This window comes from Leptospira jelokensis, assembly GCF_004769635.1.
GTDB classification, from domain to species: Bacteria; Spirochaetota; Leptospiria; order Leptospirales; family Leptospiraceae; genus Leptospira_A; species Leptospira_A jelokensis.
Genome location: NZ_RQGH01000026.1, coordinates 723,587 through 745,834 on the forward strand (window position 1 = coordinate 723,587; position 22,248 = coordinate 745,834).

The following is a 22,248-nucleotide window of genomic DNA, read 5'->3' on the forward strand; positions in this document are numbered from 1 at the left end:
ATTAAAAACTAATCTCCATGATACCTTGGTTTTCTTTGACCCTTGCCACCGAGAGAATTTTTTCTTTGATCGAGAGGAGTAGGCCTGTATCTTCTATTTTTTTACCATTTTTGGTTTGGATATGAAAGGAGTCATATGCAAAATCAGCACTGGTTGAGATTCTAACAAAGATTACTTCCAATTCAAAATCAATTAAGGTTTTTAGAATACGATACACTAACCCGATTGAGTCGGGAACTCTTACTTCTAAAACAGAATACGTATCCGATACATCATTTGCAAACTTAACCAATTCTTCCACCATTCCATCTGGAATTTGTGGTAATGTTTTCCAGATATTGGTTGTTGAGGCCAAGTCTTCAATGTTCACAACTCCTTCGATGCATTGGCCAAGAGTGGATTCAATTTCGATGATCTGTTGTTCGGCGATTTCTCCACTTCCAAACTCATCCGTGATTTGTGCCTGCAAAATCAAATGTTCGTTGTTTGTGCGAAAAAGCCTAAGTCCCACTAAACTGAGTCCGAGTGAAGAAATAATTCCTGATAAATACAATAACATCCGTTTGTCGGCATTTGCAAATATCGACAAAGTGACAAAAGCAGGTTCTTTTTCTGATAACAATCGGAACGGTGAGCCTGACTGAATCCATTCGTGTAACAAAATAAAATGTTGGTACACTCTACGTGGTGTATTGTAATTTAAGTAAGAACTGGGTCGAATTTGCATCCCAAAGTTTACGATTTGTTCCGATTGTTCGGATGTGAGCCCTTCTTTTTCAACTAAGTAAGTTTCTAAAGTTGTTTCGATCCTTTCTTGGGTATCAGATACATTCGATTTGTTTTGTAAGTAAGCGAGAGTTGAGGTAAACAGAAAATGTAAAATTTCTTTTTTCCAATTGGTGAGAACAGATTGGCCAACGGATTTTGTATCGATGATGGTTAGAACATATAACAATCGCAAGGTGTTTTGATTGGAAAATTGTTTTGCAAAGGATGAGATGAGGTTTGGGTCATAGATATCTCGTTTGGAGGAAAGTTCCGACATGATGATATGTTCTGCGACTAAAAATCGTAAGAGTTCTGTATCTTCTTCTGACAACCGAAATCTTTCTGCAATGATTAAGGCAAGTTCTGCTCCGTATTGGGAATGGTCCCCTTCTTTCACTTTTCCCGCATCATGGATAAGGATGGCAAGAGCCAGAATTTCAATTTTTTCACAGACGTTGAATACTTCTTGTACTTGTGGGTCTTCCCATAAATCAGCAATCAATACATCTAATTCTCGTAAGATGAGTAAGGTATGTTCGTCGACTGTGTACTGGTGGTGGTAACTAAATAAAGGAAAGTTTGTACAGGCTCCAAATTCTGGAATGAGTTTCCCTAATACATTGCATTCATGCATGAGGGTGAGGGTATGCCCAATTCTTTTTTTGTGGCGAAGCATTCCTAAAAAACAATCGAGTACCGATTTTTGATTTTTGAAATCATCATCCAAAAAATGAGAAGCAAAACGAATTTCGTTTAAATCAATCCGCGATGGTTCTTCCTCATTCTTTTGGGATTCTGCAAAAAATTGGATGATGTCATCATAAAGAGTATCAGGATTGGAAAGTTCTTTATGAATCCGTTTTTTGTTGAGATTCGTTTTTTCATCCAAATAGGTTCCAATATAAAAGTACACATCCTTTTGTGCCTTATAAAATTGGCTCATAAATCGTTCTAATGTTTTAATTTCGTTTTTTGGACCAAATCCTAAGAACTCCGCCACTTCTGCCTGTAATCCCAAATCCAACCGATCATTTTTTCGACCGCTTATGATGTGTAAGGCGGATCTTGTCAGGAGTAAAAAATCATAAGCCGAAAGAAGGGTTAAACTATCACCGATCAAATAAAAATCAAAAATCCCACCATCGGCACTGTCAGCGAGTGGATTTGTTTTTTCAATCCAATACATCTGTTGGATGTCACGTAGGCCCAAAGGATCGTTTTTGATATTGGGTTCTGACAAAAGAATTGGATTGTAAGAGTTAATGATCCTTTCTCTGAGATAAGAAAGTTTCCATTCATTGTATTCCTTAATGAATTTTTCAGGAATTTTTCCAAGAAAATCGTTTTTAAATTTTTGGAAGAGAATTTCAGAACCAACTAAAAATCGAGCATCAAGTACCGCATGGTAAGTTTCAATTTGGTTTAAATACAAAAATGATTCTTTGATCGTGCGACAACTATGCCCCACTTCCTTATCATTGTTATAGAGAAAGGTATTGATTTTGGAGATGATTTCGCTTAAAACTTTGTCAGAAAGTTTTCCATCATGAAGGTACAATAAATCGATATCAGAATAGGGGGCAAGTTCCCGTCTTCCATAACCTCCTACGGCAATGAGGCAAAGGTGGTCTTTTATGGGGATTCCATTGGACACTTCCATAAAAACTTGTCGTAAGGAATCGTCCACAAGGTTACTCAACTGACGGGTAAACAACCTTCCAGAAGATACAGTTTTTGCTTTTGGAAAGGTACGTTGCAGTTTTGCCTTGAGTTCTGATTTCAACATGTAAAGATAACCCTATTGGACAACTTTAACATGAATCCGAAGATTAAAATCACAATTCAGTTTATTTTCAGTCATCTTTTGGCTTATCTTTTTGTTTCAATCCCTTACTTCCAATTGGTGATGAAAGGGTATTACGAAGGTGAATCTGCTGTCTTCCCTCTCTTTTTAGTGACTGAAAATGACGGGGCTGCTTGGTCAAGGGCAATGACTTGGCTTTTGCCAGCGTTAGTTTTCCAAGCCTTCTTAATGGTGGGTTTTATCCATACCATTTGGGATTGGTTCCAGATGCAAAGTTACGGCAAACAAATGTTTGTACTGGTTTGGATGCGAACCGTGCTTGGAGGACTTGCGGCCATCTCACCTGCTGTGGGGAGTTTGGAAGGGATGGTCTTTATGATTTCTGAAGTTACACTTTCCATCCATTTCTATGTATTATTTGAAATCTTTTTACAGTCATTGGTGCAAGCAGGAGTGTTTCTATGGTTTGTGAGAAGGGCATCAGGGCAAAAGTAGGGTTGGACATCATCTCTCGAAAAATGATCGTTTGGACCAAAAACAAAAGCATATGAAACAGCAAAACAAAATCGAATGGAAACTGGAATCGTTCACCAAAAGAAAATTAAACATACATCCTATTTCTAATTTTTTTTCAGAAATACCATCTTTATCCAAATTGATGATTGTAAGTGTTCTTTTTGTTTGTGTCACCTTACCAACCGTAGCCGATGGATGGGAATCTTCTATTTGGAAAGAAAAAACATACACCAATAGAAGGATCTCAAGTGCCGATCCAACGAATGGGAATGATGATTTTATCAAAATTCCCAAAAAGGAAACGGTTACGATTGCTGAAATCAAAGGCCGAGGTGTGATCAAACACATTTGGATGACTTTGGCAAGTAAAGACCCAATGGCACGTAAAAATGCAGTGATCCGTATGATTTGGGACAACCACCCACATGCTTCCGTTGTTGTTCCGTTAGGTGAATTTTTTGGACAAGGTTGGGGGGAAGAGTACATTTTCAATTCTTTGCCACTGGTTGCGGCCCCAAAAAAAGGTAAGTCAATGAATTCCTATTTTCCGATGCCCTTTGAATCAGGTGCCAAAATTCAAATTGAAAACGAATCTGAGGAAGATATTAGCAATTTTTATTTTTACATTGATTATGAAGAATGGAAATCACCACTTGAATCTCCCTTACGATTCCATGCCGAGTGGAATCGGAGCATCACTAAACCAAACACTTCGAACCAAAGGGAAAACGAATGGTCACTCCTTGGCGAAATGGAAAAAACAAAATTCAAAAAAGAAAATTATTTCACTGTCCTCGAAACGGAAGGAAAAGGCCAATTCATTGGCCTGAATTTATATGTGGATTCTCCTACACCCTTGTGGTATGGCGAAGGAGATGATTTGATTTTCATTGATGGCAACCAAACAACCGCTACACTAAAAGGAACAGGAACCGAAGATGTATTTAATACAGCTTGGTCACCAAAAGAAGTGTTTATGCACCCTTATTTTGGTTATCCGAGAGTGTCTGATTCGATTGGTTGGTTGGGTAGAACCCATTTGTATCGTTTTTGGGTAGAATCCCCTATCCGTTTTGAAAAAAATTTCCTATTCTTACTCGAACATGGTCACGCAAATTCCTTGACCTTAGATTTGATCTCTGTTGCTTATTGGTATCAGAGTCTGAATCCAAAACCAATGAAGGTTTTGCCGAAAAAAGAATTCAGGGTGAACCAACCTGAGATCAATTTTCGTCATATTCACAAATGGCGGGATTCATTCCGAAGTGAAAAAGGAAATGGGGAAATTTGGGGAAATGAATGATTTTAAAACAGATGTTCTGTCAAAGGAAATAGTTTCCCAATCGATTGATTCGATTGTCGTTTTAGATACAAACCAAAAGATTATATTTAGTAATTTAGCCTTACAAACGTTAACTGGATATTCGGAAAGTGAATTGATTGGAAAATCGTTTTCTTTTTTGTTCCCACCCAATGAAAAAGGTGAACAAACTTCGATTGAAGCCTTCGTGAGTTCAAATGATGCACATTACATTGCAGGTTTTTTAAAAGAATTAGAACTCATCACCAAACCAAAAGGTACGATTCCTGTGGAAATTCGTGCGTTTACGATCCAAAAAGAAAACATTGAATACTATGCTGCCATCATCCGTGATGTAAGGGAACGTAGGCGATTAGAGGAACAAAAGAATGTCCTCATCAATAGTTTGAAACGATTGGCCTTTATGGACGAATTGACGATGTTGCCAAACCGTCGTTCGTTTGCCGATACCCTACAAAAAACCATCGCCACAGTGAAACGCCGTAACCGAGAATCGGTGCTTGCTGTGATGGACATTGACCATTTCAAAGTGATCAACGACACCTACGGCCATGACATTGGGGACCTAGTCCTGAAAAAAATGGCCAATATCTTTGTGGATTGTCTGCGGGAAGAAGACACGGTTGGTAGGCTTGGTGGGGAAGAGTTTGGCTGTATCTTGCCGGATACCACCACAGAAGGTGCTACCATCGTCCTTGACCGCCTCCGTGAATCGGTGGAAACCCATCGGTTTTTCATCTTTGATAATTTTTATTTGAATATCACCCTGAGCATTGGTTACACCAAGGTCCACCCCATCCAAAAACCAGAAGAGGTCCTGAAATTTGCTGACATTGCCCTTTACCAGGCAAAAAACCACGGCAGAAACCGGATCCAAGTCTACCCTGTTTGAAAAAAATTGGCAGTTTCCTAGAAAGTCTGCTAAATTTCGCAACTCTGGGCGACATCTTGCTTGACGAAAAAAACGGAAATCCGTAAACTTTAAGCATAGATTAGCACTCTAATCATCAGAGTGCTAAAGGAAGTGCTTGGAGGCTATGGACCTTTCCCCTAGACATCGTTCCATTTTGAAAGCATTGGTAGAGGAGTTTGTTTCAGACAACAAACCTGTTGGCTCCAAAACCTTGTCGGAAAAATACGATATCGGCCTTTCACCAGCCACCATACGTTCTTGCCTTGCGGAACTAGAGGACATGGGTTTCATTGTAGCCCGTCATACCTCTGGTGGCCGTGTGCCAACGGAACGTGGGTATCGGTTGTATGTGGATAGCCTTGTGACTCTCTTTGAGCTCACGATGCGTGAGAAACAAAGGATCCAGGAAGAGTATCTACGGATGCAATTTCGATTGGACCAAGTTCTCATTGCTACTTCCAAGGTGTTAGCTTCTCTTTCGCAATCAGCGAGTGTGGTACTTGGTCCGGAAGGATCACTTGATACACTCAAACATATAGAACTCATCCATGTGAATGGTGGTGAAGTTCTGATGATCCTTGTGATGCGGTCGGGCACTGTGCTCAATCGGAATATCTTTTTCGATTTTCACATCTCGCAAGAGAGTTTGTACCAAATTTCAAGGTATTTGAATGATAACGTCAAGGGATTTGATGTTCATGAAATTCAAAGTAATCTGATCCCTCAGATGATGTTGAAAAAAGAAGGACCAGAAAGTTTTTCTTTGTTCGCTCCATCCATTGCGAGGGCAATGGGGACAGATAGCCAATCAGTTGATAACTTGTATATCGACGGGTTGAAAAATTTATACGAAAACTTTAAGGATGAAGAGGAACAATTAGAAAACATCCTGCATCTATTTGATGAAAAACAGTTCCTCAAAGATTTTTTTAGTGAGTATGTTCCGATGGATGGTGTTTACACAATTATCGGAAAAGACGGCAATGAGAAGTTAGGTGGTGTTACCATCATTACAACAAATTACCGTATGGGTGAAAAGAGGATCGGTTCCATGGGAATCATTGGTCCTCAGAGGATGAATTACAACAAAGCGTTACCTTTGATTGAATTCACTTCAAAGTTAGTTTCAGAAATGATAACGAAATTGAGCAGGTAGTAGGAGGCGAAATGGCAGAAGAAACGAACCAATCCCTAGAAGATCAAAATGTGCAAGTCGAAGAGGGGCAAACCATTTCTGATGAAGCCATTGAACAAGCGGTAGAGGGAGCTGAAAAAGAACTCGATAACGCCAAAAAGGAAATCGAGACTTTAAAAGACTCTTGGTTAAGAGAACGTGCGGAGTTCCAAAACTACAAACGAAGAACCGCTAACGACTTGTTAAACGCTAGGAAAGAATCCATCAAAAAGTTTGCAGAAGGACTCACAAGTGCTTTGGACAACTTGGAACGTGTATCCAATGTTCCAAACCAAACACCGGAAGTGGTCGCCTTTGTTGAAGGGATCAAGATGGTACAAAAGGAATTTTATTCCGTTTTGGAAAAGGAAGGAATCAAACGTTTGGACCCAAAGGGAATGCCGTTTGACCCAATGTTAATGGAAGCAATTGCTTCCGAGGAAAGTGCTGAGTATACGGAAGAGACTGTAGTGGAAACCTACCAAGCTGGTTATTACCATGAAGAAGGTGAAAACAAACAATCGATTCGTCCTGCACGAGTGAAAGTGGGAAAACCACAAAGTTAATATAAGTAAGAAGGAGAAAGACTATGTCTAAGGAAAAAATCATAGGTATCGATTTAGGAACCACTAACTCTTGTGTAGCGGTTATGGAAGGTGGTGATCCAGTTGTCATTCAAAACTCTGAAGGGGCAAGAACGACTCCTTCGATCGTTGCTTTTACAGCAAAGGGTGAAACCATTGTGGGTCAGTTTGCAAAAAACCAAGCGATCACAAATGCTGTGAATACAATTCGTTCGGCAAAACGATTCATCGGTCGTCGTTTTAACGAAGCTGGTGACGAAGCAAAGATGGTATCCTACAAAGTGATCCGTGCTGGAAATGACGGTGTAAAATTTGAAACCGTTTCTGGTGAGTTCACTCCACAAGAAATTGCGGCTCGTGTACTTCAAAAAATGAAAAAAACGGCAGAAGACTTTCTTGGCCATGAAGTAAAAAAGGCAGTCGTAACTGTTCCCGCTTATTTCAATGACGAACAAAGACAAGCAACAAAAGATGCAGGCCGCATTGCTGGACTTGAGGTAGAACGTATCATCAATGAACCAACGGCAGCGGCTCTTGCATACGGTTTTGATAAGAAAAAAACCAATGCAAAAATCGCCGTATATGACTTAGGTGGTGGAACGTTTGACGTTTCGATCCTTGAGCTTGGTGACGGAGTGTTCGAAGTAAAATCTACGAATGGTGACACTCACCTAGGTGGTGACGACTTTGATAACGTGGTCATGCAATGGATGATCGATGAATTCAAAAAACAAACTGGAATTGATATTTCTGGAGATAAAAACACTGTACAACGTTTGAAGGAAGCTGCTGAAAAAGCGAAAATCGAGTTGTCTGGAACATCTTCCACTCAAATCAACCTTCCGTTCATCACTGCTGATGCGTCTGGTCCAAAACACTTGGACATGACACTCACCAAAGCAAAGTTTGACGAAATCACAAGATCTCTTGTAGAAAGAACTCGTATCCCTTGCCAAAATGCACTAAAAGATGCAGGTTTGTCTGCAAGTGAAATCGATGAAGTCATCCTTGTGGGTGGATCCACTCGTATTCCGGCAGTACAAGCTCTTGTAAAAGAAATTTTTGCAAAAGAACCAAACAAATCAGTAAACCCTGATGAAGTGGTAGCAATTGGAGCTGCGATCCAAGGGGGAGTCCTTGCAGGTGATGTAACCGATGTATTGTTATTGGATGTCACTCCACTTTCACTTGGAATCGAAACTCTTGGTGGAGTGATGACAAAACTCATCGAAAGGAATACAACCATCCCTACAAGAAAGTCTCAAGTGTTCTCCACTGCGGCAGACAACCAAACAACTGTTTCGGTTCATGTGTTACAAGGGGAACGAGAAATGGCAAGTGCCAACCGAACTCTTGGTCGTTTTGACTTAGTGGGAATTCCATCAGCTCCAAGAGGTGTACCTCAAATCGAAGTGACATTTGATATTGATGCAAACGGTATCGTTCACGTGTCTGCAAAAGATTTGGGAACAGGTAAAGAGCAAAAAATTCGTATTGAATCATCGTCCGGATTATCTGAAGAAGAAATCAAAAAGATGGTGAAAGATGCAGAAGCTCACGCAGAAGAAGATAAAAAACTTCGTGAAGCGGCTGACACCAAAAACGAATTGGAAGCCATTGTTTACCAATTGGAAAAAACCATTGGAGAATCAGCAGACAAACTCGACGAATCAGAAAAACAAAGAGCTCAGGACGAAATCAAACGCGGCCGTGAAGCAATGGAATCTGGTGACCTCGAACGTATGAAAGCATCCAGAGACTCTATCCAACAAGTTGCAATGCAAATTGGACAAAAAATCTATAGCCAAGCAGGTCCTGAACAAGGAGCTCCTGGTGCAGAAGCTGGTGCCGGTGCGAGCCAAGGTGCAAGTGGTTCCAACGCAAGTGGCGAGAAGGTAGTCGATGCTGATTACACTGTCGTGGATGAAGACAAAAAATAAATAGAGATAAAGAAGTAAAACAATGAGCGACCGTGGTTACTACGAAGTATTAGGCGTTTCGAAAGGTGCCTCTGATGATGAGATCAAGAGCGCCTATCGTAAGTTAGCCATCAAATATCACCCTGACAAAAATAAGGGTGATAAAGAAGCGGAAGAAAAATTCAAAGAGGCTACTGAAGCCTACGAAGTGTTACGCGATCCGCAAAAACGCCAAGCATATGACCAATTTGGGAAAGCTGGTGTGAACGCGGGTGCAGGAGGAGGGTATGGAGCCGGTGCTTATACTGACTTCTCCGATATCTTTGGAGACTTCGGTGATATCTTCAGTGAATTTTTCGGAGGCGGTGGTGGTGGCGGTAGCCGCGGTGGTGGAAGAAGGTCTGGTCCTCAAAGGGGATCAGATCTCCGTTATAATTTAGAAGTTAGTTTAGAAGATGCTGCTCTTGGAAAAGAGTACAAAATCGAAATCCCACGACTCGAAACTTGTGTGGACTGTAGTGGGTCTGGTGCGTCCAAAGGATCGTCACCAACAGTTTGTCCAGATTGTTCTGGAACAGGCCAAGTGAGAAGGACACAAGGATTTTTTAGTGTTACGACGACTTGTCCACGTTGTAAGGGAAAAGGGAAAGTCATTTCCAATCCTTGCAAAACATGTAAAGGTGAAGGCCTAACAGAGAAAAGGCGAACCATTCATATAAAAATTCCTGCCGGTGTGGAGTCGGGAAGCCGACTCAAAGTTTCCGGTGAAGGGGAATCGGGTCCAAATGGTGGACCAAGTGGTGATTTGTATGTGGTAACCCATATTAAAAAACACCCAACCTTTGAACGCCAAGGTAATGATTTAATTGTTCAAAAAGCGATTTCCTTGTCCATGGCATGTCTTGGTGGCGAAATTGAAGTGCCATCGATTGATGGAAAAACCATCCAATTAAAAATCCCAGAGGGCACGGAAAGTGGACAAATCTTCCGCTTAAAAGGGCATGGAATCCCATACCTTGGTTCATATGGCAAGGGTGACCAACACGTCATCATCAAAGTCGAAATTCCTAAAAAACTTTCGAAAAAACAGAGAGAACTGATGGAAGAATTTGCCCGTGAGTCTGGCGAAAAGGTCGGCAGCGGGGGAAAATCGAAGTTGTTTTTCCGCTGATCCTTTAAAATATTGAGAGCATCTATGGATAAAAAAGTCCGACTCGGAGTCATTGGTACGGGCCATATGGGCCAGTACCACGTAAACGTTGCCAAACAATTAACCGATGCAGAACTCGTCGGTATATTCGATGCCAATGCGGAACGTGCCACACAAATTGCTGAAAAACATAAAACAAAAGCATTTGGAACGATTGAAGAATTATTGAAAGTAACGGATGCAATCATCATTGCTGCACCAACTTTCTTACATCATAAAATCGCAAAACAGGCGCTAACTGAAAAGAAACATGTATTGGTTGAAAAACCAATTTCCCAAACAGTGGAAGAAGCCAAAGAACTGGTAAACTTAGCAAAACAAAACAATTTGATTTTGCAAGTGGGCCATGTGGAACGATTCAATGGTGCTGTTTTAGAACTTGGTAAAATTGCCGAGCACCCAATCCTCATCGAATCAAGAAGGATTGCTCCATACAACAGCCGTATCACGGATGTTGGTGTGGTTCTGGATATGATGATCCACGATATCGACATCGTTCTCAATCTTGTGAAATCTGAAGTCACAGAAGTGAAAGCAGTTGGCTCATCCATTGTGTCCAATCATGAGGATGTTGCGACAGTTGTTTTAAAATTTGCCAATGGTTGTGTGGCTTCGCTCAACGCTTCACGTTCTTCCCAAGCAAAAATTAGAACTCTTAACATTTCCCAAAAAGATTCATACGTATTTTTAGATTTTACCAACCAAGAGATTGAATTACACAGACAAGCAAGTTCAACCACACAACTTGGAAGTGGAGAAATCAAATACAGACAAGAATCCATTGTGGAAAAAATCTTTGTTCATAAAGATAACCCACTCAAACAAGAACATGAACACTTCGTAAAATGTATTAAAGGTGAATCTGAGCCAATGGTGAAAGGTGACTCAGACATCAAAACATTAGAAGTGGCCTATCGTATCTTAGAAGAAATTCACGGCAAAAAATAATGACAGAAATTCCTGATTCAACGCGAGGGAAGTTACTCATTTCCAATTCTAGTGTGATTCAGGATTTTTTTCATAAATCCGTTGTCCTTATGGTTGACCATGATGATGACGGAGCCTTTGGTTTGGTTTTAAATAAACCAACAGACCAAACCATGGAATCACTCATCAAAAATCTTCCAGACACAGTTCATTCCAACAAACCAGTGTATGCTGGTGGACCTGTAGACAATCTGTTTGTTTCCATTTTGCATAATGGAAAACAAACGGCCGACCCAGGAGTGGAAGTGGTTCCTGGAATCTATATGGCACGTAGTTTTGATACCATGTTAGAAGTGTTATCTTCAGACAATATCCAATTCAGAGTATTACAAGGGTATGCAGGTTGGTCGTCAGGACAATTGGAAAGCGAATTTGACAGATTGTCTTGGGTGGTATCGGATTTAGTCGATGATACCGTTGTTTTCAGGGAAGATGATTCAGAAGTGATTTGGCGGGATGCACTTCGGAGTAAAGGTGGGATTTATAAATACTTTGTTGATCACACAAAGGACCCTTCTCTCAACTAACAAAAACCAACCAATTTTATATGAAACTTGCTTCGAAAAAAATTGTTTTGACCGATTGTTCTTCTGAATTAGGGAAAGAACTTTTATCGGTGTTACTTGGAGAAGGTGCGCTGGTTGTTGTTGGTGATACAAGACCTGAAGAAATTCCAAATCATGTAAATTTGCAAAAGTATAAAATTGATCCATCCAAACCTGACCAAATGGAACGATTGATTGAATCAGCAATTGAAACTTTGGATAAAATTGATGTGTTTATCCTGAATGCGGAAAAGTTTTCTTATGCAGAGGATGAAAAGGAAAATTGGGCAGATCTCAAATACCTATTCCAAACAAACTCACTCGCTCCTATTTTTGCCATTCAAAAATTAACAAATTTAATTACGGTTGGACTCCACATTATTACTGTTAGTTCTGATATCATCAAGTACCCAACACCAGGATATGGATTGTATGGTTCTTCCAAACGAGCGTTTGCGTATTTTTGGGATTCGTATCGATACCAAACGGGAAAACAGTTTCAATTCTCTCGTGTTGTTTCAGAAGTTCCTGGGAAATCAAACCCATCCAAACTCGCAAAAAAAATCCTCAAATCGATCCTGCACCCAAAACGATCTCGAAATGAAAGTTTTTCCTTGGGCCTACGGAATTATTTTTTGCAAATCCTTCCATTTTCTTATTTTTTCCGAACCATTTCCTACGGTTTTCGATTAAAACTGGAAAAAAGGAAGAAAATTTCCCAGGCTTCGGCTCCACAAACCAACGAAGTTTAATCAATCTGTAGTTTATTTATACACCCATTCGCCAGCCTAGAACTGCCTGCTTAAAAGTTAAGCAGAACTAAATCGATCGATAGCCAACTTATGTCGGATCGGCACGAAAGTCCTGGTTTCCCAACAGATTTTCCATTTGGTACAAATATTGCTATTTAAGTTAGCAGAGGCCAAACCATGTTTATCGCAGACTATAGCGCAAAAAATATCTATGACGAGATGTTTTCCAATGAAGGATTCCCACGTAAAAGTTATGATTTTGTGAAAACAAAAATGGAAAGTTTAGGTGGATTAGAACTTTTGAAACGAAGTAGTTCCGCCGAACGTGCATTAATGTCACTTGGTATCACCTTTACTTTGTATGGTGATGGTGGTGAACAAGAAAGAATCATGCCTTTCGATGTGATTCCACGAATTGTGCCCAGCGAAGAATGGAGCAATATCGAAAAAGGATTAAAACAAAGGATCCTTGCTCTAAATTTATTTTTAAACGATATTTATGGAGAACAAAAAATTCTAAAGGATAAAATCATTCCTTTGGATATCATTCAGTCAAGCACTGGGTATTTAAAACAATGTATTGGTTTAAAACCACCAAAGGATATTTGGATTCATATCACAGGAACTGATTTGGTTCGAGATGGCGCTGGCGCCTTTCATGTGTTAGAAGATAATTTACGGTGCCCATCGGGGGTTTCCTATGTATTAGAAAATCGGGAAGTGATGAAACGAACCTTTCCTGAGTTATTCGAAAAATTAAATATCAGACAAGTATATGATTATCCTTACCACCTAAGATCGATGTTAGAAAATTTAACAGATGTAAGTGATCCAGTGATTGCTGTTTGGACTCCCGGTGTTTACAATTCGGCTTATTATGAACATAGTTTTCTCGCACAAAAGATGGGAGTTTATTTAGTAGAAGGAACCGACCTAATTGTAGAAAATCACAAAGTTTATATGAAAACCACAAAAGGACTACGCAAAGTAGATGTGGTTTATCGTAGGATTGATGATACATTTATGGATCCTTCAAGTTTCCGTGAAGATTCTTTACTTGGAGTCAAAGGGATATTTGAAGCATACAAAAGAGGTAATGTGGCTCTTGCGAATGCTCCTGGAACAGGAGTTGCTGATGATAAGGTAATTTATTCGTATGTGCCAAAGATTATCAAATACTACTTAGGTGAAGATTCCATCATTCCAAATGTTCCCACCTATCTCTGTTCAGAAGAAGCAGATTTAAAATATGTGTTAGAAAATATCCATAACCTGGTTGTCAAAGCTGCCAATGGTGCAGGAGGGTATGGAATGATCATTGGTCCAAAATCTTCCAAACAAGAACAAGAAGATTTTAAGGAACTCGTCAAAGCAGATCCTAGAAACTACATTGCCCAACCAGTTTTAAATCTTTCAACAGTACCTACTTTGATTTCTGATAAAATAGAATCTAGGCACGTGGATTTAAGGCCGTTCATTTTGTACGGTAAGGATATCTATGTAATGCCAGGCGGTTTGACACGTGTTGCGTTAAGAAAAGGATCTCTCGTTGTGAATTCATCCCAGGGAGGCGGTTCAAAAGACACCTGGGTTTTAGGATAAGGTGTATTTATGTTAAGCCGAGTTGCCGAATCTGTTTTTTGGATGAATCGGTACATTGAAAGGGCGGAAAACTATTCCCGTTTTATCGATGTTAACCATCAGTTGTCTTTGGATTTGAATGAAGAAGTTCCAAACCAGTGGTTGCCATTAGTGCATACCACTGGCGATTATGAATTATTTGCTAAAAAATATTCTGAACCAACTCCAGTCAATGTGATTCGCTTTATGACTTTTGATGAAGAGAATCCGAATTCTATTTTTCAATGTTTGTCTAAAGCACGTGAAAATGCACGAACTATCAGAGAAAACATCTCTACTTCCATGTGGGAAGTATTAAATGAATTTTATCTTTATGTAAAAAACTATCGTAAACTTTATATGGAATCTATGGGAGAACATGGAGATACTTTATCCATGGATTTGTCTGAGTTTCTGAGTACGGTACGGAAAAGTTGCCAAAGTTTTTACGGATGCACGGATGCAACAATTTCCCATGACGAAGTTTGGAATTTTGCGTTACTCGGAAGGTTTTTAGAACGAGCAGATAAAACAACTCGGATCTTAGACATGAAGTATTTCATCTTACTTCCTTCCATTCATGATATTGGATCCACTTTGGATCTCTTACAATGGTTATCTTTGTTGAAGTCCGCCAGTGCGCATGAGATGTACAATCGTAAGTATAAAAAAATTGATCCAACCGATATTGCCGAGTTTTTAATTCTCAATGATACATTTCCAAGATCAATTATCTTTTGTATCCAAGAAATGCAGGAAGCTTTAGAAAAGATTTCCGGATTAAAGGAAGGATTACCTCGCAATTCTGCGCAGGATGCGACTACGGTATATCTAAATCGATTACGATCTGAAAATATCAAATCCATTTTCGACAAAGGATTACACGAATATCTGGATGATATACAAATAGAACTGAATCAAATCGGATCAAAGATAGTTGAACGATTTTTTACCAACTAATTATGAGTATACGAGTTGCCTTAACCCACATTACAACCTATCAGTATGATAAGTCGATTTCACTTTCTCCTCATGTGATTCGATTACGTCCTGCACCACATACAAAGAACCATATTGTATCTTATTCTTTAAACATTCTGCCTGAACAAAAATTTCTCAATTGGCAACAGGATCCATTTGGCAATTACCTTGCCCGTTTGGTTTTCCCTGAAAAAACCAATATCTTACAAGTGGCAGTGGATTTGGTCACTGATTTAAAGGTAATCAACCCATTTGATTTTTTTGTAGAAGAATATGCTGAGAATTTTCCATTTCAATACGATAAAATTTTAAAAAAAGAACTCACTCCTTACTTAAAACCTAAGAAACCAGGTAAGTTATTAACTTCCTATTTAAAAACAATTAAATTTGAACAAAAACGAGTTGTCGAATTTCTCGTTGCTCTAAATGCAAAGGTTTACCATGACATCGGTTATGTGATCAGGATGGAGCCAGGTGTTCAATCGACTGAAACTACTTTGTTAAAACGAATGGGATCTTGTCGTGACTCAGCATATTTGCTCGTTCAAATTTTACGGCATTTGGGACTTGCAGCACGATTTGTATCGGGTTATTTGATCCAACTAAAAGCGGATGTAAAACCATTAGATGGTCCCTCGGGAACAGAAGTTGATTTTACTGATCTACATGCTTGGGCAGAAGTATATTTGCCTGGAGCCGGATGGGTAGGATTAGATCCAACATCTGGTTTGTTCACTGGAGAAGGTCATATTCCACTTGCGGCCACACCAGAACCAGAGTCAGCCGGACCGATTTACGGATTTGCTGAAAAAGCAAAAATGGAATTTTCCTTTTCCATGCATGTGGAAAGGGTTTTAGAAACTCCAAGAGTTACCTTACCTTATTTAGAGGAAGATTGGAATCGTATATTAAAGTTAGGTGATACGATCAATAAACGAATTAAAAAAAATGATATTCGTTTAACAATAGGTGGAGAACCAACATTTGTTTCTACTGAAAATAGAGAAGCTCCAGAATGGAATTTTGATGCACTGGGATTTGAAAAATATTCGAAATCAGAACAACTCATCAAACGATTGGGAAAACATTTTGCACCTGGCGGATTATTGCAATATGGACAAGGAAAATGGTATCCGGGTGAACCGATCCCACGATGGGCATTGATCTCATATTGGCGTAAAGATAAAGAACCAATATGGACTAATCCTCATTTATTGGCTGATGATCGTTATACTGGATCAGCAAATACAGATGACGCTCGAAAGTTCATTTCCTGTTTGGTTCAACATTTAAAAGTACCTTCGCATACCGTATTACCTGCCTATGAAGACAATTTGTATTATCTTTGGCAGGAATCAAATTTACCTGAAGAAACCGAATCTTTATTAGAAAATTTAAATACCTATGATGAATTAGAAAGAAAACGAATCATAAAAATTTTAGACCAAGGTCTTCATCGGGAAGTCGGTTATGCACTTCCTCTAGATTTTGATCCATTCCAAAAGAATTGGATTTCTGATGAATGGAAATTTCGTAGGGGAAAGATGTATTTGATTCCTGGTGATTCACCCATTGGATTAAGACTTCCATTGCAATCGTTAGGTGGAAAATCCTATTATACAAATCCAGAAGATCCTTATTCACCAAAACCTGCTCTACCAAAAGTTAAGGAATTAAGCCAATATCCATTGTCCATGGCCAATGTAAGTTATTCGTGGGGAGGAATTCATACTCGGACGGCCCTCTGTGTTGAACCTAGGAACGGGAACTTACGAGTATTTTTACCACCCATTCAATCCTTAGAAGGTTGGTTACATTTGATTTATGCCATTGAACAAACGGCAATGGAAACTGATTTACCCATTGTCATCGAAGGTTATGAAGCACCAAATGATCCACGATTGAATCGATTTAAAATTACCCCAGATCCAGGTGTAATTGAAGTGAATTTTCATCCTTCGAGTCAGTTTGAAGAAATTGTTGAAAAAACAAAAATCCTTTATGATGAAGCTTACCAACTCAAATTGACAGCTGAAAAATTTTTGATTGATGGAAGGCATTCCGGTACTGGAGGTGGAAACCATATTACGTTAGGTGGTGAATCTGTAGGAGATAGTCCATTTTTACGCAAACCATCATTACTTCGAAGTTTAGTTTCATATTGGCAAAACCATCCAGGGCTTTCTTATCTATTTTCTGGAATGTTCATTGGACCAACGTCTCAGTCACCAAGGATTGACGAAGCAAGAAGTGATTGTTTACATGAATTAAAAATTGCCTTCCAACAAATTGATTCGAGTCGAACTACACCTCCTTGGCTATTGGATCGATTGTTACGCAATATCTTAATTGATGTTACAGGCAATACACATAGAACAGAAATATCGATCGATAAGTTATTTGATCCAGGATCTCCCACTGGTCGGCTTGGTTTGATAGAAATGCGAGCATTTGAAATGCCACCCCATTACCAAATGAGCATTGTACAACAAGCGTTTATGATGGCGATCATTTGTAAGTTTTGGGAGGAGCCCTATTATGGAAATCCAATCAATTGGAATACTGAGTTACATGATCGATTTATGTTGCCATACTTTGTGTATCGCGATTTTAAAGAAGTGATTGTTGACTTACAAAACCAAGGTTTTTCATTTTTATCCAAAGATTTTGATCCATTTTTTGAGTTTCGTTTTCCACAATATGGGATATGTTATTTAGATGGAATGGAAATCGAATTGAGAATGGCGTTAGAACCATGGAATGTGTTAGGTGAAGAAAATACTTCGCAAGGTACATCTAGAGGTGTTGATTCTGCAACAGAACGTGTGCAAGTAAAAATCAAAGGTTTTCATCCGGAACGTTACAAATTAAGTTGTAATGGTTATGAAGTTCCACTACAAGCAACTTCTATTCAAAATGAATTTGTTGCTGGAGTTCGATTTAAAGCTTGGAATCCAGTTTTTACGCTTCACCCACAATTACCAGCTCAGCAATCGTTAGTTTTTGATGTTTATGATACTTGGAATCATCGTTCGCTTGGAGGATGCACATACCATGTTTCCCATCCAGGTGGGCTTTCCTACCAAACCATTCCCATCAATGGGTATGAGGCAGAATCGAGAAGGATTTCTCGTTTTTGGACCCATGGTCACAAAATAGGAAAAAGTTTACCTCCAATCCGATTGGAAAATAAAGCCTTTCCATGTACATTGGATTTGAGAATGGTTACTTCTAAGTAATGATGACAAAAGATCCATATCATCTCATTGACAATTACAAAACCATTCCAGGTGTGTACGATGAATTGTATGATGCCGAAGGACAGATTCGTAACAAATATAAATTTTTAGTGAAATCCTTCCAAGAATTAGGACCCGCAGAACTAATCAATCGTAGGCGTGATACGGATCGAATTTTACGTGAAAATGGAGTAACGTATAACTTATACCAGTCGGAACAAAGGGAAGCCAAAGAAAGACCTTGGGAATTGGATCTCTTTCCCTTGGTAATGGAAAGTGAAGAGTGGCGAGTTTTAGAACGTGGGTTAAACCAAAGGGCAGATCTTTTGGATGCACTCATCCGAGATGTATATTCAAAACGTAGACTCTTATTCGAAAAAAAAATTCCTCCTGAGATTTTATTCAATGAATCCTCTTTTTTACGTGCATGTGATGGGATGTACGAATCCAATCACTTTTTAGCAAAAAATCCTGCGTTATTATTTTTCGTTTGTGATTTGATCAGAGCAGCAGATGGAAATTTTTACGTTCTTAACGATCGTGTTCAAGCTCCTTCAGGTTCAGGTTATTCATTAGAAAATAGAATTGTTCTCTCTAGAATTTTTCCTAGTATGTACCGCGACGCGATGGTCCATCGTGTTGCGGTATACTTTCGCTCTCTTCGAAAATCACTCACACAGCTATCGGGTGTTAGTGGAAGAGATCCTGTCATTGTCTTATTAACTCCAGGTCCTTCTAATGAAACCTATTTTGAACATGCATATCTTGCTGGTTATTTAGGTTACACCCTAGTGCAAGGAGAAGACTTAACCGTTCGTAAAAATAAAGTTTATATGAAGACTGTGGAAGGATTGCAACAGGTGGACTTGATTTTACGCCGAGTGGATGATGATTTTATGGATCCACTTGAACTTAGAGGGGATTCTTTGTTGGGAGTACCTGGGTTATTAGAATCGGTTCGTTCTGGAAATGTAAAAATTGCCAATCCAATTGGAACGGGATTTTTAGAAAATCGTGCTTTGTTACCATTTTACTCAGAGTTATGCAGATTCTATTTAGGCGAAGATTTGATATTGCCTATGGCACCAACCTATTGGTTGGGTAACAATGAACATTATCAATTGGTCATCCAAAATCCAGAAAAGTATGTATTTAAAACGGTTTCTCGTACCGATGAAGAAACACCAGTTACGTTTGTAGAATTGAGTGGCCAACGAAAGGACATATTCTTAGAAAAACTGTATTCTGCTCCAAAACGATTCATTGCTCAGGAAATGATAGAATCGGCAACCGTACCGGTATTAGGTGAAAGTGGCTTTCGACCTGGAAGGGCAATTATGCGAACTTTTGTTTCTTCCTCAGGATCTGGTTACCAAACGATGGCTGGTGGGCTCGTTAGGGTGTCACCTTCACTTGATGAATTTTTTATCACAAGCCAACGTGGTGCATGGAGTAAAGACTTATGGGTATTATCAACTGAAACCCAAAAAGAAGAATCTTTACTTGTTCCTAAATCAGATCAAATTTTGATCTCTCGAAAAAGCTCCGGTGTACCGAGTCGTGTTGCTGATAATCTATTTTGGTTAGCGAGATACTTAGAACGATCAGAAAATCAAACTAGAGTTATACGTGAAGCAATTTTTAAAATATTACAAGTAGAAGATGGGTATGAAAAGGAATCACTTGAAAATATCCTAAAATTAGTAACTCATGTAACGAATAGTTTTCCTGGATTTTTGGGTGATGATTCTGGAGAACTTTTTGCCAATCCATTCCCTGAATTACAACGACTTACCGTAGATAAGAATATTGTAGGAAGCTTAGGTTTTCATCTTCGAAGTTTGGTTTTAGCATCTAAATCTGTCCGTGATAGACTTTCTGATGATATGAAAAAGATTTTACTTCACTTAGAAGACCAATCGAATCATGGAATTGATTCTTATGACCAAATCATTGATTACCTGCAAAAAATCATTGTTAATTTGTCTTCGTTAACGGGACTCTCTTTTGAAAATATGAGCCGTGAAGCTGGTTGGTATTTCTTAAACTTAGGCAGAAGGATTGAACGTTCTATCAACATGATTCTGATGTTACAAGGGATGATCCAATGGAAAAGTTTTGAAGATAAATCTTCTTTTGAAACATTTTTACGAATCAGCGACATTCGAATCACTTACAATAGGCGATATTCCGGTAAAATAGACCAAGAATCAGTGTTAGATATTTTGTTATTTGATATTACCAATCCTAGATCTTTGGCTTATCAATTAGAACAAATCAATTCAGATTTACAATATCTACCTGGCAAAGATAAAAAGATTGTATACTCAGAAGACCGAGCAGCACTCCAATTATACACTCATTTTAAAATGAAAGATATTTCTATTTTCTTTGAATCCGAATCTCCTCTAACGTCTGTGTCTGTTTGGTTAGAAGAATTACATGGATACTTGAGATTATTGTCTGATGCACTTTCAAGTCGTTATTTCAATTATACGGAAGAACAAACTCGTATTGGTGATACAAATGGCTGATTTTCGAGTGATTCATAAAACCAAGTATAGTTATGATGATATGGTCGCTTATTGTCACAATATGGCACACATGTACCCACTCACTACCAATCATCAAGATTGTTATCGAACTCATGTAACAGTGAATCCTAAACCTGTAGTTTCCTCATTTCGAAGAGACTACTTCGGTAACCAAGTTTTTCTATTTTCAGTTGAGGACCCCCATCGTTTTCTTGAAGTTGTTGTAGAATCAACAGTGAGAACACATCAAAGTTTTGATTTTGACTTAAGCAAATCGACACCTTGGGAAAATATTCAAAATTTAATTCACGAATCTTCCCTGGATGCTGATTTACAAGCGATCGAGTTCCTTCAACCATCTCCTTTTATTCCTTCAAAACAATTGTATTTTGATTTTGTAAAATTTATTTTCACGGAAAATAAACCAGTTTTGCTTGGTGCACTGGAATTAACAAAATTTATATTTGAAAATTTCAAGTATGACCCGAAAGCCACAAATATTAATACACCACTAGAACAAGTGTTATTTGAGAAGAAAGGGGTTTGCCAAGATTTTTCTCATCTGATGATAGCCGCTTTACGATCGTTAAATATTCCATCACGTTATGTAAGTGGCTATTTAGAAACCTTTCCTCCACCTGGCACACCTAAATTACAAGGGAGTGATGCTACTCATGCTTGGGTCTCAGTTTATTGTTCTACATTGGGTTGGTTTGATTTTGATCCAACAAATGGAAAACTCATTACTGAAGAATACATCATCACTGCCATTGGTCGTGATTATTCAGATGTTTCTCCATTAAAAGGAATTTTGTTTGGTGGAGGTAAACACAAATTAAAAGTAGAAGTGGATGTGATCCGCGAGCAAATATGAACTTTTGAAAAATAAATTCCACGATTTTCGGAAAGGAGATGCAAAAGGGAGTGAGTTGTGATAAGTGGAATGTATTGGGTGGCGGGTCTAGTTCCCCACCCTCAATCGGGTGGGGATACAAATACCCATCGTGTACCCCCTAAACCCTCTCCCCCCATTCCTCTTCTTTAAAACCCACCAAAAACCAACCATCACCCACCACAAAGGGTCTTTTCACCAAATTCCCGTTTGCCGAAAGTTCCTTATAAATTTGGTCTTCGCTAAGTTTACCTAATTTTTCTTTCCAATTTCCCTCTCGGTAATCCTTTCCAGAAGTATTAAAGAGTCTTTTAATATCACCTAAGTATTGTTTGGCTTTTTTAAGCTCAGCAACTGAGGGTGGAGTCTCTCGAATTGGGAGTTGTTCGAATTCTACTTTTTTTGACTTTAAATATTTGAGTGCATTTCGGCAGGTGCTACAGCCAGAATATTCGTAAACTTTCAGTTTGGATCGGCTCATACGACTGA

Annotated in this window: 17 protein-coding genes; 15 read left to right on the top strand and 2 right to left on the bottom strand. The window is 38.9% G+C overall.

Annotation, left to right across the window (positions count from 1 at the left end; translation table 11 throughout):
* Position 1: 1 nt before the first annotated feature.
* The gene (locus EHQ62_RS13410; RefSeq protein ID WP_135643532.1) at positions 2-2,554 is read right to left on the bottom strand and encodes a [protein-PII] uridylyltransferase family protein; all 2,553 of its coding nucleotides are present in this window, start codon (positions 2,552-2,554) and stop codon (positions 2-4) included.
* Between the two features lie 30 nt (positions 2,555-2,584).
* Between EHQ62_RS13410 and EHQ62_RS13415 the strand changes: the two genes are divergently transcribed.
* The 15 genes from EHQ62_RS13415 (at position 2,585) to EHQ62_RS13485 (ending at position 21,741) form a co-directional block, all read left to right on the top strand.
* The gene (locus EHQ62_RS13415; protein WP_135643534.1) at positions 2,585-3,067 is read left to right on the top strand and encodes a hypothetical protein; all 483 of its coding nucleotides are present in this window, start codon (positions 2,585-2,587) and stop codon (positions 3,065-3,067) included.
* Positions 3,068-3,230: 163 nt separating this feature from the next.
* On the top strand, positions 3,231-4,391 hold the full coding sequence (locus EHQ62_RS13420) for a glycoside hydrolase family 172 protein (RefSeq protein ID WP_425269539.1): 1,161 nt from the start codon (positions 3,231-3,233) through the stop codon (positions 4,389-4,391).
* A complete protein-coding gene (locus tag EHQ62_RS13425; protein ID WP_135643536.1) occupies positions 4,384-5,301 on the top strand; it encodes a sensor domain-containing diguanylate cyclase in 918 nt (305 codons plus the stop codon). Before EHQ62_RS13420 ends, EHQ62_RS13425 begins: the two co-directional genes overlap by 8 nt.
* Before the next feature lie 145 nt (positions 5,302-5,446).
* Positions 5,447-6,478, top strand: a complete 1,032-nt coding sequence (gene hrcA / locus EHQ62_RS13430) for a heat-inducible transcriptional repressor HrcA (RefSeq protein ID WP_135643537.1) — start codon at positions 5,447-5,449, stop codon at positions 6,476-6,478.
* Positions 6,479-6,489: 11 nt separating this feature from the next.
* A complete protein-coding gene (grpE, locus tag EHQ62_RS13435) occupies positions 6,490-7,062 on the top strand; it encodes a nucleotide exchange factor GrpE (protein WP_015677279.1) in 573 nt (190 codons plus the stop codon).
* A 23-nt stretch (positions 7,063-7,085) separates the two neighbouring features.
* The gene (gene dnaK, locus EHQ62_RS13440; RefSeq protein WP_135643539.1) at positions 7,086-9,020 is read left to right on the top strand and encodes a molecular chaperone DnaK; all 1,935 of its coding nucleotides are present in this window, start codon (positions 7,086-7,088) and stop codon (positions 9,018-9,020) included.
* A 22-nt stretch (positions 9,021-9,042) separates the two neighbouring features.
* The gene (dnaJ, locus tag EHQ62_RS13445) at positions 9,043-10,170 is read left to right on the top strand and encodes a molecular chaperone DnaJ (RefSeq protein WP_135643541.1); all 1,128 of its coding nucleotides are present in this window, start codon (positions 9,043-9,045) and stop codon (positions 10,168-10,170) included.
* Between the two features lie 24 nt (positions 10,171-10,194).
* Positions 10,195-11,157: a Gfo/Idh/MocA family protein gene (locus EHQ62_RS13450; RefSeq protein ID WP_015677590.1), complete on the top strand. Its 963-nt coding sequence runs from the start codon at positions 10,195-10,197 to the stop codon at positions 11,155-11,157.
* An 8-nt stretch (positions 11,158-11,165) separates the two neighbouring features.
* The gene (locus tag EHQ62_RS13455) at positions 11,166-11,723 is read left to right on the top strand and encodes a YqgE/AlgH family protein (RefSeq protein ID WP_208720696.1); all 558 of its coding nucleotides are present in this window, start codon (positions 11,166-11,168) and stop codon (positions 11,721-11,723) included.
* A gap of 20 nt (positions 11,724-11,743) precedes the next feature.
* Positions 11,744-12,493 (top strand): SDR family NAD(P)-dependent oxidoreductase, encoded by a 750-nt coding sequence (locus EHQ62_RS13460; RefSeq protein WP_135643545.1) that lies wholly within the window; start codon positions 11,744-11,746, stop codon positions 12,491-12,493.
* A 177-nt stretch (positions 12,494-12,670) separates the two neighbouring features.
* The gene (locus tag EHQ62_RS13465) at positions 12,671-14,095 is read left to right on the top strand and encodes a circularly permuted type 2 ATP-grasp protein (protein ID WP_135643547.1); all 1,425 of its coding nucleotides are present in this window, start codon (positions 12,671-12,673) and stop codon (positions 14,093-14,095) included.
* A 9-nt stretch (positions 14,096-14,104) separates the two neighbouring features.
* Positions 14,105-15,073, top strand: a complete 969-nt coding sequence (locus EHQ62_RS13470) for an alpha-E domain-containing protein (RefSeq protein WP_135643549.1) — start codon at positions 14,105-14,107, stop codon at positions 15,071-15,073.
* Positions 15,074-15,075: 2 nt separating this feature from the next.
* Positions 15,076-18,333, top strand: coding sequence for a transglutaminase family protein (locus EHQ62_RS13475; RefSeq protein WP_135643551.1), 3,258 nt, complete (start codon positions 15,076-15,078; stop codon positions 18,331-18,333).
* Positions 18,333-20,867, top strand: coding sequence for a circularly permuted type 2 ATP-grasp protein (locus EHQ62_RS13480; protein WP_135643553.1), 2,535 nt, complete (start codon positions 18,333-18,335; stop codon positions 20,865-20,867). Before EHQ62_RS13475 ends, EHQ62_RS13480 begins: the two co-directional genes overlap by 1 nt.
* Positions 20,860-21,741: a transglutaminase family protein gene (locus EHQ62_RS13485; protein ID WP_135643555.1), complete on the top strand. Its 882-nt coding sequence runs from the start codon at positions 20,860-20,862 to the stop codon at positions 21,739-21,741. The genes EHQ62_RS13480 and EHQ62_RS13485 overlap by 8 nt, the downstream gene beginning before the upstream one ends.
* A 139-nt stretch (positions 21,742-21,880) precedes the next feature.
* Here the strand turns inward: EHQ62_RS13485 and EHQ62_RS13490 are convergent, their stop codons facing one another.
* Entirely contained in the window at positions 21,881-22,240 is a 360-nt protein-coding gene (locus tag EHQ62_RS13490; RefSeq protein ID WP_135643557.1) for a Spx/MgsR family RNA polymerase-binding regulatory protein, read from the bottom strand.
* Positions 22,241-22,248 lie beyond the last annotated feature (8 nt).